The organism is Prevotella multiformis DSM 16608, assembly GCF_000191065.1.
GTDB classification, from domain to species: Bacteria; Bacteroidota; Bacteroidia; order Bacteroidales; family Bacteroidaceae; genus Prevotella; species Prevotella multiformis.
The window spans coordinates 1,033,967-1,046,845 of record NZ_GL872282.1 but is presented as its reverse complement, the minus strand read 5'-3'; the positions used below and the strand labels follow the sequence as shown (position 1 = coordinate 1,046,845).

Sequence of the window (12,879 nt, the reverse complement as noted above, 5' to 3'; positions counted from 1 at the left end):
TTCCAGAAACCACACGAATATTTTTTTAATTCATAATAAGCAATGACCGTTTTTTGTAAAAGTCGTGCATACTCTGTAACTTTATTAGTATATTGCCCATTCCTTTAAGGAATCGGGAATAATGCTTACATCCAATTCCTTATATATTTTCCCTTCTGAATTAGTCTCAAAACATGATGTGTAACCTTTCCTGTCTCCTCCATTATTCGAAATAATATATACCATATTAGGCCTTAACCCCCTTACATAGATATACAAAGAATCATAGCATTTATTCTTTATAATGTCGTCTTTCCCGTCTATACTTATTATCCTAATGCGCTTGAAGGTACCTTCAGGTATTAATTTTTGGGAAATAAAGTCATACCTAAATCTATTAGAATGAGTACAGCTTAGCATCAATAAAGCACCTATTAGGAATATATAAAACGATGTGTTATTTCTTATCATTTGCTTTACGATACTCAACATATTCTTTCCATATTTTATCAATTATTCCTATTTTATATGAGTCTGATCTTTTTGAATGGAAAAGATTTCTTAAAAAACCAGATCCATACTTTTTATTTTTACTTAAGAATTTACTGAAGTCATAAAAGATAGCACGTCCTCTTTCCGCTTCATGTTCTAAAGTAGAGCCATCATGAGAACCGGCCTTAATATATGAATCTGCAAACATTCCTACATAATACTGGAGGCGATATTCATCTTTACTCGGAACGATAGCCCTCCCATTTGAATTTTCTCTTGCTTTCAATAAAGTTAAATAGATTTGATCTGCCAACTTATTACTTTGTATGATATGTTTAATGTGACCAACTTCATGGCTTGCTATGGCTAACCAATCCATAACACTTTGTCCAAATTTTTCATCATCAAACAGATTACTAGTATAAGTAGTCTCAAATGAGTTGCCATGTGGCAATGTTACACCTCCAAAATCAGTTTTATCAAAAAAGTCGTAATACGGCCAAGGATGTGACAGGCTCCTTTCATAAATACTCATTCCTTTAATATGCTTTTCATTAATACCAGAAACTAGAGAAAGCAGGTGGGCTGCAGGAGGCGTAAAAGTGTAATAACTGCGAGAAAAGATCCACCAACCTGTTTTATGTAATTTTAGCACGGAAGTTGGATAGAGTCCGTTTTCATCTATCAATTTAATTGGATTCCCCATACAATATTCATATCCACTACAATCAACAAATTTCTCCGCTAACGGATCCACCCCATACCAAATACTTGCCACAGGATTCATATACCTTGCACCGTAATAGTACAAGCCAGTTTCCTCATCGAACTGTTTGCCATTGAACTTATACGGCAGGTCTTCACTGCTACTATGCTCGTCAACTAACAGTTCACCGTACGGCAAGTAAGCATCATACTGCGTGATATTGGCTTTGTCGTCCGTGATGTAAGACGTTGAACCAAGGTGGTCACTGTGATAGAAGAAGGTTTCCTCCTTCGTTGTGTCATTAGGAATATAGCCATAACCAGCCTGTGGGTCATCAGGGTTACTCGGGTCATTCCAGGAGACAGGAGGGCCGGGGTTGGTGTCCGGCGTGGTGTTGGGGCGTGGTGTCTGTACCCATCCCTGCGGCACGTCGTGGTTGCCCAGCTCCCTGATGATGGAGTTGTAGCCGATGTGCGTGTTCTCCGGGTCACCGTACGCACCCTTCATCGTCGGCACGCCGGGGGCGATGCCCTGCTGCTTATAGTATGCCTCTTTCTGCTTCTGAATCTGATTCATACGTTCAGCATAGTCCTGCTGACCGGCAGTTACGTATGAACCGTTGCGCCCGTAAACGTTGTTGAACAGGCCTGTACCGATACGGCTGGCGATTCGTTTGTCACCAATGAAGTAATGTTTCGTAAAGCGGTTCTTGTTGATGCTGATTATCGAAGCAGGATAGAGCGTGAAGTTGTCCGTCCCGTGGAACGTGATACCTTGCGGTGCACCATTGATATAAACACCCTCCATCGTACCGTAACTCTTCATGATGCGTTCGCCAGCAGCATTGTAAGTGTAACGACTCGTCTTGCCATTATCAGAGAGTACCATCAGACGGTTGTCTTCATCCCAGTACATCTCACGGGTAGTTTTGGTTGAATCGTTCGTTACCAGTGTTGGTCATTTCATATTAATAGACATCGTAGTGGAATATTCATTGCGTAGTGTCCACTTTTTTTTATTTTCATCAAATCTATATTGTACTTCTGAAATAATTTTCTTTCTTATACTAGATTTGTCTGCGCAATACAGTCTGACAACTATATTCCCTTTTTTTATAAATAAAATAGGCCAACCGATAATGTAACATTTCTTGTTGGTGTATTTTTTATATTCAGAACCTTCAATTACATTCTTTTGTTGGTTTTTGAAAAGCCAACTTGGGAAATAATCCTTATTTATATATATTAAATGCCGAGGGACTCCCGACCTCTGCAAAGAGCCTATCGCTCTCTTAACGGCCTTAGCATAAATACTGTCAAAGTCTATAAGTTCTCCTTGCCTCACAGCATTCTCATACTTATAACATAAGTCCATCTGAGAGATTTTAATTTCCTTAAAAGCCTTATTATCTACATTAAAGAGTGATGTATATTGGTCTGTAAAGGCATACATCTCATCTTGTCTGCATGAGAGCTGCCCTATCTTTATCAGCAATGTATCCCTGCCCATCATTTGTAAAAGCGGATATCCGACATGATTCTTTCCTGTTATGGGCTTGCCGTTCTTAAGGTATAAATGATTCCAGCCCTTTATTCTTTGAACATTAAAACCATATGGATTATAATTATTGACGAGATAGAAGTCTTTTCTGTCAAATTTATCTTTCCACCTGTCAGGTACTGTTCTTAAGAAATTATAGTATGAGATTTCCAATGCTTTGTTTAAAGAAGCATTCTGTCCTTTTACATTTACGCTAGATATAATCAATACAATACAGAACTGAATAAAAACAATTTTCTTTTTCATTTCTTGAATGATTTCTATTGATCTGTAACGGAAACCTCCTTAAGACCTCTTCTTGTTACTTGACCAAAATTCTGATAAACATCTATTTGTATCTTAGATAGGATTCCTGTATGATTATAAATATATACATTCTTATCTCGCATGGAAATAACATAACGTGTAGAGGACGCTACATCTATATCCACTGCAGACGGTCCTGGAATCCAATAAGAATTTCCATTTGTTCCGCTAGGGTGTGTATGGATATATACCAAATCAGGATAATCTCCCGAACTAACACTGACAGTACTGTTTTTAGCAGGATCACCAACATCTCCTATCCTACAATAGACTGAGGTCTCTGGATCATTTCGAGTGAAGGATAAACCATATTCTCTATTATTGTTGTCAGATGTTCCTCCCATCCCATTATCACCAATCTTTGATACAACTTCATTTCGGACTCTGCGACTTCCATCTATTTCTACGAAGTTCTCTTTATTACTAATATCTTTTTCTTTTATTATACGATTCCTTATCTTATTGTCAAGCCCATTAATTTTGGCATTCCCATACGATTCAATATTCTCTTTGTTGGACATCTTTAACACATATAGTTTTTGATCATCTTTACCATCAGAGCCTAAATATGTACCGTCCCCAGTAATATAATCTCCAGCAGCCTTTCCTGTCCGATCTATAAAGCGAATAGGATTACTTAGACAAATGTTATATGAGCATATTTGCAAGAACTTCTCCGCCAACGGATCTACCCCATACCATAAACTCGTGACTGGATTCAAGTACCTTGCACCATAATAGTACAGGCCGGTTTCTTCATCGAACTGTTTGCCATTGAACTTATACGGCAGGTCTTCACTGCTGCTATGTTCATCAACCAACAGTTCGCCGTACGGCAGGTAAGCATCATACTGAGTGATGTTGGCATGATCGTCTGTGATGTAAGACGTTGAACCTAAGTGGTCACTGTGATAGAAGAAGGTCTCTTCTTTTGTAGTATCATTAGGGATGTAACCGTAACCAGCCTGCGGGTCATCAGGGTTGCTCGGGTCATTCCATGAGACTGGTGCACCGGGGTTGGTGCCTGGTGTCGTGTTAGGATGTGGAGTCTGAATCCAACCCTGTGGCACATCGTGGTTACCGAGTGTGTCAATGATAGAGTTATACCCTCGTTTTGTATTCTCTGGGTCACCATACGCACCCTTCATTGTAGGTACTCCAGGGGCAATGCCCTGCTGCTTGTAATATGCCTCCTTCTGACGTTGGATTTGATTCATACGTTCAACATAATCCTGCTGACCAGCTGTTACATATGAGCCGTTACGCCCGTAAACGTTATTGAACAGACCTGTTCCTATCCTTGATGCTATGCGCTTGTCACCGATAAAGTAATGCTTCGTAAATCTGTTCTTGTTGACAGAGAGGATACTTGCAGGGTAGAGCGTGAAGTTATCCGTCTCATGGAAGGTGATGCCTTGTGGTGCTCCGTTGATATACACACCCTCCATCGTACCATAACTCTTCATGATGCGTTCACCAGCAGCATTGTAAGTATAACGACTCGTCTTGCCATTATCAGAGAGTACCATCAGACGGTTGTCTTCATCCCAATACATCTCTCGAGTAGTGTTCGTAGAGTCGTTCGTTACCAGCGTTGGATTACCGTTGGCATCGTAGGTGTAATGGTCGTGTCCAATCTGCGTTGGAGCCGTCGGGTGGTTACTGTCTTCATACTTATAAGCAAAGTTATAAGACTTGGCAGTTGTCGTTGAGTCCACTTTCTGAACTTTTGTCAGCGGTTCACTCATCCGTCCGAACGACATCACCATATCATACGATGCACGCTTAGCCTTACCGTTCGCTTTTATCAGATAGTATAGTGTGGCAGAATGCACTGTCTATCAAACCTTTCTCCATTTCCTTGTTGACCTCTATATTGAATCTCTAATAATAAACATTGCGAATAAGTTCACCTTGATTGTTAAAATACTTCCATGTGCCACATTTTGCACCTTCTGAGTATTGCTCTATATGTTCTACTAAGCCATTATCATAATAGTAAATAGTTGAGCCATCCAACTTGTTGTTCGTATAAGTAACACATTTTTCTATATGATGTGAGATCTCATTAAAATGGTATTTCTTTCCGTCGTTTACCCAAACATCTTTCTTTATTTTTATATGTGTATCAATAGAATGCAATGTCCCATCATTGTATAAATGTATAACTGTACTATCTGTCTTTATAATGGGGCTAATCGCTATTGAAGGTTTCATATAATAGATGTGTTTGTTGACATCAATAATTTCCCATATACGATCGTTCCCAGAACTGGTTCGTTTGGGGACATGTTTTTCTTTACAACCACAGAGGAAAACAATGATAATTAGGCACAGACATTTTATTGTTTTAATTTCTTTTCTTTCCATATCTCACATAGATTGCTTTTGTTTGTCCTTTCACAAATGGACTATTGTCACCTCCCATTCCTCCTAACTTTGGCAACTGTCCATTGACTACAGGAGAGTAATCTGTTCGTCTAATTGTTCCCCACACAGGAACACCTGTCGCATTATGCAGATCTTCAGCAAGACTTCTTCCTCTATCAACAGCATTAATAAGTGCTTTTCTTGATTGAAAATACTTTCCTTCAAAACCACGTGGAGTTGCAGAATTGCAAGAGTATAGATGAATCATAGCATTATCTGCAAATGATTTTTTTGATAACTGATACACGTTTAAATGATTGATACTGGTTTTATCATTTAGAGTATATTCATATCCTGTATTCTCGTACCCAAAAGCAATATTACTTGCTGTACCATGTGAGAAAACGGAAAGATTAGTAATCAAATCTGAAGTTTGACTATATGAATTAATCTTCTTTATAAGATCAGAGGAATTTGCTATAAAATCTAATTTTACATTATTATTCTTAGCCCATTTTTTCATATTTTCTTTATCTTCAAAATTGTAATCTAAATCAAACACAAGCCAATTTAATGTTTCATTATACCCATTTTGCTTAATTTGTTTTATATAATCTTTTATTTGTATTTTAGATGCTTCAACAAAATTCATACTATTTTTGTTATGATTATCTCTACCCCCTGTAACTACAACTTTTTGGTTTCCATCAGGATCTATAAATACAATCGGATTTGAAGAACAATAAACATAACTACCAATGGTGGTGTATTTTTCTATCAAAGCGTCCACTCCATACCACAGACTCGTGACTGGATTCATGTACCTTGCACCATAATAGTACAAACCAGTCTCTTCATCGAACTGCTTGCCGTTGAACTTATACGATAGGTCCTCGGATTAAGAATGCTCGTCAACTAATAGTTTGGAGCGTCAGAGTAGCGTTTGTAGTGAAGTTAGGGCATAGATACGAGAGACAGCTGTCCCTGCTGTGATTTCCAATCACAGCACAAAGAGACCTGTTTCTCTTGCACCACAACCCGACATCCACTGTAAGGCTCAATGCCTGCAGACGCTCAGTGTTATGTGTTTTATCGTAACTATGCCGGCTATGTTATTCTCTTTTTGAAAAGAATAAATAATCCGACATAGCACTTTCTAAGGCAAATATACAACTTTATTTTGTAAATGTATTCGTACAAGGAAGAAAAGCTATATTGGGTGTGTTATACACCTTTGATTGAATCAAAACACTGAGCTAACAGATTGACATATACATTTGTACCCAAAGCCTATGAATACACTCTCGTATGATATCTAAACCCCTAATTAAGTTTTAATTTTAGTTGCTGTCATTTTTAACATCTCGCATACTAGGTTTATATTCAGGTGATTAAAGGCGAGAACAGAGTGACAGAAGTGACAGTAAATGAAAAACAACAAAATCCAGCATAAGAGTAACTATAAAGACTGCAAGTTGGTTGGAAGAGTTGAACGAACCAGATGAACAGATAACTCTGCAGCCTGAGCTGATAGCTACGCCGCCTTCTTGCTTGCATCTGCTGTAGCTTTCTCTGCCGCATTCTTTGATTTGTCTAAAAATGATCCGAATGCCATTGCGGTTTATAATTAGGACCCGCTAAATCATAAAAGAATAGCCTCCAACTAAACACAACTCCAAATTGACCTTAGGCTTAATACGCTTAACTCACATTAAATCCCTACCCTCCCATACATAGAAATGGTGTTAGTCCTTCGCACATGTGGTGCATACCATCCGCACAACATGTGCTAAGCACCCGCACCAAACCGATGGAATATCAACACAACCCACACGATTCGTTATAGAGCCTTATTTTGTAAATATCCAAGAGTACCTACTATTTTCAATTTGTAAATCTTTATTACAACACTGGTAATATTCTTTTTTCTTTTGTAACAACAGATTACTGGCTTCTCTGCATTATTAGAATAAAAGTGTATCTTCCCTCATGATTATAAATGTTCTTTACATTGGAACAAAGAAAACCAAAAAGGCTGAATCCCTATTGAGGAGTTCAGCCTTGAATCATATCTAATAAAATGTTTAGCGGACAACAATTTTATTCTATCCTATTGAGGTTAGATGTCATGTTTTTGTATTTCTAAACCACCTAATTATAAAAAGTATCCTTCTTCTAAAGAAAGTTCTTTTATCGCTTTATCATTTATTATTTCTAACTTGATAGGATAAGGGAAGTTCCAATCGTCAATCAATAGACTTCGATAATTGGGTATCTTATGACTATGCAAAATATTCTGTTTGTTCAATAAATCTCCTGATTGTTTTAAATTATACAACACTATCAAGTGCCCATTCCAAAAGAAATACCCATTAAATTTTGAAGAATCATAAAAAATCATTGGACGGAAGATGACATACTGCTTACCCTTCTCTTGTTTAAAACGAAGCTCATATAATACTGAAGGGGCGTTTTCAATATAGTTATGAAGAAATTTCTTTAATCCCGTATTCTTTATAATATTTGTATCAACATAGCCTCCCTTAGATAATAAGGAGAAACCTTTGGGAATTCTAACTATTCTATTTTCATTAGTGATAAGAAATGCTCGTTGAATTGGCTCCGTTATACCTTTTGATTGGAAAACATTTCTGTAGCCATCTATTTTGCCACTATATTTTTTTAAGACTTTTGTATCTACTATATGTGTCCTATCTAAACTATCCGTCTGGAAATATGTTATTAACTTTCCATTATAGATATAATAACCATCAATCATGTCTGGGTCATAAGCACCTAACCCATTCATAAATAACAAGTTATAATTATTAATTTTAGACACTTGTATTTGTATCACATTATATTCTGGATGCTCTTTAGAGAATTGGTTAAGCACATATTGTAGAGATGGGGAAAATGGTTCCTTTTTGATTGTACAACCCGAAAGTGCAAAAAAGAGAACCAGAACAAAAACCGTTTTCGTTATGTTATCTATAGACATATTTTCTTATTCGTTGATAGCTTGGATTAAAAATTGGATTAATCTTTGACTTTTGAAGATTATATTGATATAATTGTTTTGCTTGTTTCGAGTCACCAGCATAATAGATAAATGCCTTGGGATAGTTATCCAAAGTCTGACGAGGATGGTCTTGTTTATACCTTCCATAAATATCATCTAATGTCCACACATCTCCGTCTCTGTAAGGCTGTTCTACTAATTCTCCTGCAGGTGTATTTTTATACTCATTATAGTTACCTGATGCTCTTGTTACTCCCTTATTGCTTCCCCACGGATGGCTGTGTAACATAAATAAAAATTTTCCCGCATTTACAAGATTGACACCAGCAGTCTTCGATTGAAAATCAGAATTAAGTTTGAAAACAACTCCCCCATTATCACTTCTTTCTCCTATAAGATTCCACTCTACATTAGTATTATCTGCTACGAATTTAAAGAATTTAAAAGCATCATCAGACTTATTAGTTAATGCAATTGTTCCATTTCGTGTCTGATTTTTGACTAACTGAGAAGCAAGTCCTTTATTTACGAGAATATTGTTTTTACCAGAAAAGATCCTATCTGTAGTTTTAGCATTTGTCCTTCTCCAAAAAGATATCTGCCCATTTTTATTTAGTTTATAATCATCTTTCCCATCAGGATCTATCATATTAATAGGGTTCCCATGACAATAAACATACGCCCCTATATTCGGAAACTTCTCAGCCAACGGATCCACCCCATACCATAAACTCGTGATTGGGTTCATATACCTTGCACCGTAATAGTACAAACCTGTCTCTTCATCGAACTGTTTGCCGTTGAACTTATATGGAAGTTCTTCACTGCTACTATGCTCGTCAACTAACAGTTCACCATACGGCAGGTAAGCATCATACTGTGTGATGTTGGCTTTATCATCTGTGATGTAAGATGTTGAGCCGAGGTGATCACTGTGATAGAAGAAGGTCTCTTCTTTTGTAGTATCATTAGGAACGTAGCCATATCCAGCCTGCGGGTCATCAGGGTTGCTCGGGTCGTTCCATGAGATTGGGGCACCGGGGTTGGTACCAGGTGTCGTGTTAGGATGTGAAGTCTGAATCCAACCCTGTGGCACATCATGGTTGCCGAGTTCTGTGAGGACGGCATTATAACCAACACCCGTGTTCTCCGGATCACCGTACGCACCCTTCTCTGTTGGTACACCAGGGGCTACACCCACCTTCTTATAGTACGCTTCCTTCTGTGTCTGGATCTGATTCATACGTTCAGCATAATCCTGTTGACCAGCGGTGACGTATGAACCATTGCGTCCATAGACGTTGTTGAACAGACCCGTTCCTATCCTTGAAGCAACTCGTTTGTCACCAATGAAGTAATGCTTCGTAAAGCGATTCTTGTTGATGCTGATTATCGAAGCAGGGTAGAGCGTGAAGTTATCCGTCTCGTGGAACGTGATACCCTGTGGTGCACCATTAATATACACACCCTCCATCGTACCGTAACTCTTCATAATGCGTTCGCCAGCAGCATTGTAAGTGTAACGACTCGTCTTGCCATTATCAGAGAGTACCATCAGGCGGTTGTCTTCATCCCAGTACATCTCGCGGGTAGTGTTCGTTGAATCATTCGTTATCAGCGTTGGATTACCGTTGGCATCATACGTGTAATGATCATGACCAATCTGTGTTGGAGCCGTCGGATGGTTGCTGTCCTCATACTTATAAGCAAAGTTATAAGACTTCGCAGTTGTCGTTGAGTCCACTTTCTGTACCTTAGTGAGCGGTTCACTCATCCGTCCGAACGACATCACCATGTCATACGATGCACGCTTCGCCCTGCCGCTTGCATGGACAAGACGGTTCAGCTCATCGTACTCATACGTATGCGCACTCCTTCCTCCCAGCTTCGCCCTGTTGAGTTTTGTAAGCGATGTCGGGTTGGCAGCATTCGTGATGCCGAGGATGTTGTCCACGGCATCGTAGCGATACCTGTTTTCCATCACAGTCTGACCGTCCGCTGTAAGGTTCATCACCTGCAGACGTTCACGCTGCTTGTCGTAGGTATAGGTAGTCTCCGTGCCGTTGCCGAGTTTCGTATAGACCGTATGCCCCTCCTTATCGTAACCTATCCTGTCAACAATAACGCTCTGACGTCCCTGTTTATTGCTCGTCAGACTCTCCACCTGTCCGGCAGCATTGTAGTGATAGGTCACCACTTCACCGTCAGGATAAGTCATCGTCCGCACCCGGTTCCAGCTGTCATAGGTAGCACCATAGACATAAGTCCTGATATCCGCCACGCTCGCCATGACTGTACGGACGGTCTTCGTCACCTCACCCTGTCTGCCATAGTAATACGCTTCACCGCCACTCGCATCCTCAACGAGGGCAAGACGACCGGCACGGTTATATTTATCGCCAGCCTTACCATAGGTATAAGTAACACGGTTGAAGAGGTTTTCAGGATAAAGCACCTCATGGAGTCGCTCGAAGTCGTAGGTGTAAGATATGCAGCCCTTGTCAGATATCGACTTCCTGAGCTCTGCCGTGAGCTTCGTCAGGAGATTACCCGCTGCATCATAAGTCATATCCGTCTCACCCGCATCAGGATGGTTCACCATCAGTTTCCGACCAAGCAAGTCGTATGCATACTTCGTCTCCTTACCGTTAGGATGCTGAACCGTCATCACCTGTCCGACAGGGTCATAGCTGTACTTCACCGTGATATCCTCACCACGGGCATGCTGCACCGTCTCACGGTTGCGTCCCTTGGCATCCGTATAGCTCTCTGCATGTCGTCCCAGTGCATCCGTGACTGTTGTCTGGAGCATCGGTTCACCGTCATGGCTACCGATAGAGTAAGCCGTACGTGTCACACTGCCGTCAGCAAGCGTCACACTCGTGGTACGGTCATGTGTATCATACTCCGTTTTTGCCTGCAGATCACCCGTAGCGTGGTTGTAAGTGCCGATGTTACCATAGCTCTCCGTCATTGGGTAATAAGCCGCAATATTACGTCCGAAGGCATCGATGACAGCCCTTCCACTGACGATGGAGACCTTTTGATTGCTGCCACCAGACCACACCACGCCCGTCTGTTTCGTCTGGACGGCACGCATCAGCGAGTCGGCAAAGGTATAGGTATCAATGTTGCCTTCCTTAGAATAATGGACGGTATGCGCCTTGCGTTCTGCAGGGAAGTACTCAAAACGGATGGTAAACGGCTGGCCGCTCTCTATTTCATACGGAGCACGGATAGTCTGCTGTCTGTCCAGCGCATCGTAGGTGTATTCCATCTTCTGACCGTTAAGGTCGGTCGTTACAGAGGGAGCATTCCAAAGACCATCATAAGCCGTGCTGGAACTATAGCCGTATGCATCCTTGACACTTGTCACAAGACTGTGATAGCGGTCGTCATACGTATAAGCATAGAACATGCGCTGATGATTGTAGTTCTCCGGCTTCGTCATACGTGTGATGTTGCCATAGCCATCGTAAGTCATGTTATAGACAGAAGGCTTGTCACCGTTATGAAGCATGATCTCCGTTATCTCACCGTTGCCGTCCACTTTCGTTGAGCGTTCACGGTAAGTCCTGCCGCCGCTGCTGACGGTGATATGACTCGGAACGCTGACAATATACTTGTCAGTTATCTTATGATAGTTGAAGCTTGCTTCTAGGCTATAAGCATTTGTCGTTTCCTTATAACCTTGGAGGTTGCCGTATTCATCGTAAGTATTGCTAACGATTACAGACAGACTGTCGCCACTTACTTCATCAAAGTTACTCTGAACAAGCGTCTTCAGAGCAGGGAAGACAACAGCGTCGGCCGTGTTGCTGCCTGCGGCGAGGGTCTTCAGGTCGTAGTCATATAGAGATCCCTGCAGTTTCTTTCCATCAGCGATATAGAGATACTCACTCGTAACAAGCCCATGAGTATAGTAATCCCTGTTCTTACCATAGGTCTGTACCGAGTAACGATAGAGTCTGTCACCGTTCTCCGTGTCCATCTGGTTGGTACGCACCTGCTTGAAACCATAGAAGTCACGCTCACGGCGGTCACGGTAGCCACCGCTATATTCAAAGGTATTCCTGCTTCGTACTGCTCCGTTCTCCTTGTATCCACCTGTCGTCTCAACCGATGACATCACCCAGCGACGTCCCGGCAAATCGTAACTCGGAGTTGTCTGCTCATACCCGATACTGATATGGCCGCCGAAAGGAAGCGTCACGGAGCGCAGCAGGTTCGTTCTGCCCGTAAGGTTGCGGTAGACTATGAGCCGCCTCCCTCCGTCAGCGACGACGATATCTGGATGTCCGTCACCGTCAATGTCCCTCATCGCGGCCTCGGTATAGCTGACGCCGTCAGAAGCAAATCCTCCTTGAATGTAATCTTGCATTTCAGAAACCACACGAATATCTTTTTTATTCAGACACACCCTCCAATTAATTATTGTGAATAG

The 12,879-nt window shown here is 40.9% G+C and carries 7 protein-coding genes and 2 pseudogenes; all 9 read right to left on the bottom strand.

The window, feature by feature from the left end; translation table 11 throughout:
- Nucleotides 1-84: 84 nt before the first annotated feature.
- Nucleotides 85-450: a hypothetical protein gene (locus HMPREF9141_RS13320; protein WP_007367268.1), complete on the bottom strand. Its 366-nt coding sequence runs from the start codon at nucleotides 448-450 to the stop codon at nucleotides 85-87.
- On the bottom strand, nucleotides 437-2,065 hold the full coding sequence (locus HMPREF9141_RS04250; protein WP_257009571.1) for an RHS repeat domain-containing protein: 1,629 nt from the start codon (nucleotides 2,063-2,065) through the stop codon (nucleotides 437-439). The genes HMPREF9141_RS13320 and HMPREF9141_RS04250 overlap by 14 nt, the downstream gene beginning before the upstream one ends.
- A gap of 69 nt (nucleotides 2,066-2,134) precedes the next feature.
- Nucleotides 2,135-2,983 (bottom strand): hypothetical protein, encoded by an 849-nt coding sequence (locus HMPREF9141_RS04245; RefSeq protein ID WP_007367266.1) that lies wholly within the window; start codon nucleotides 2,981-2,983, stop codon nucleotides 2,135-2,137.
- Between the two features lie 14 nt (nucleotides 2,984-2,997).
- Nucleotides 2,998-4,791, bottom strand: a complete 1,794-nt coding sequence (locus tag HMPREF9141_RS04240; protein WP_370991927.1) for an RHS repeat-associated core domain-containing protein — start codon at nucleotides 4,789-4,791, stop codon at nucleotides 2,998-3,000.
- A 136-nt stretch (nucleotides 4,792-4,927) separates the two neighbouring features.
- Nucleotides 4,928-5,413, bottom strand: coding sequence for a toxin-antitoxin system YwqK family antitoxin (locus HMPREF9141_RS04235; RefSeq protein ID WP_007367264.1), 486 nt, complete (start codon nucleotides 5,411-5,413; stop codon nucleotides 4,928-4,930).
- Nucleotides 5,394-6,065 carry a DUF4347 domain-containing protein gene (locus HMPREF9141_RS13830; RefSeq protein WP_257009570.1) on the bottom strand — a complete coding sequence of 224 codons (672 nt, stop codon included), beginning with the start codon at nucleotides 6,063-6,065 and terminating at the stop codon, nucleotides 5,394-5,396. Before HMPREF9141_RS13830 ends, HMPREF9141_RS04235 begins: the two co-directional genes overlap by 20 nt.
- A gap of 47 nt (nucleotides 6,066-6,112) precedes the next feature.
- A pseudogene (locus HMPREF9141_RS13560) lies at nucleotides 6,113-6,338 on the bottom strand (RHS repeat-associated core domain-containing protein); the annotation flags it as partial.
- Nucleotides 6,339-7,568: 1,230 nt separating this feature from the next.
- Nucleotides 7,569-8,414, bottom strand: coding sequence for a hypothetical protein (locus HMPREF9141_RS04225; RefSeq protein WP_007367262.1), 846 nt, complete (start codon nucleotides 8,412-8,414; stop codon nucleotides 7,569-7,571).
- Nucleotides 8,401-12,786, bottom strand: a pseudogene (locus tag HMPREF9141_RS04220) (RHS repeat-associated core domain-containing protein); the annotation flags it as partial. The pseudogene HMPREF9141_RS04220 and the gene HMPREF9141_RS04225, both read right to left, overlap by 14 nt.
- Nucleotides 12,787-12,879: the final 93 nt, after the last annotated feature.

Coding starts and splice junctions, on each gene's coding strand:
- HMPREF9141_RS04240 (WP_370991927.1), bottom strand. CDS start 4,791: ATGAGTGAACCGCTGACAAAAGTTCAGAAAGTGGACTCAACGACAACT.
- HMPREF9141_RS13320 (WP_007367268.1), bottom strand. CDS start 450: ATGATAAGAAATAACACATCGTTTTATATATTCCTAATAGGTGCTTTA.
- HMPREF9141_RS04235 (WP_007367264.1), bottom strand. CDS start 5,413: ATGGAAAGAAAAGAAATTAAAACAATAAAATGTCTGTGCCTAATTATC.
- HMPREF9141_RS13830 (WP_257009570.1), bottom strand. CDS start 6,065: ATGAATTTTGTTGAAGCATCTAAAATACAAATAAAAGATTATATAAAA.
- HMPREF9141_RS04225 (WP_007367262.1), bottom strand. CDS start 8,414: ATGTCTATAGATAACATAACGAAAACGGTTTTTGTTCTGGTTCTCTTT.
- HMPREF9141_RS04245 (WP_007367266.1), bottom strand. CDS start 2,983: ATGAAAAAGAAAATTGTTTTTATTCAGTTCTGTATTGTATTGATTATA.
- HMPREF9141_RS04250 (WP_257009571.1), bottom strand. CDS start 2,065: ATGGTACTCTCTGATAATGGCAAGACGAGTCGTTACACTTACAATGCT.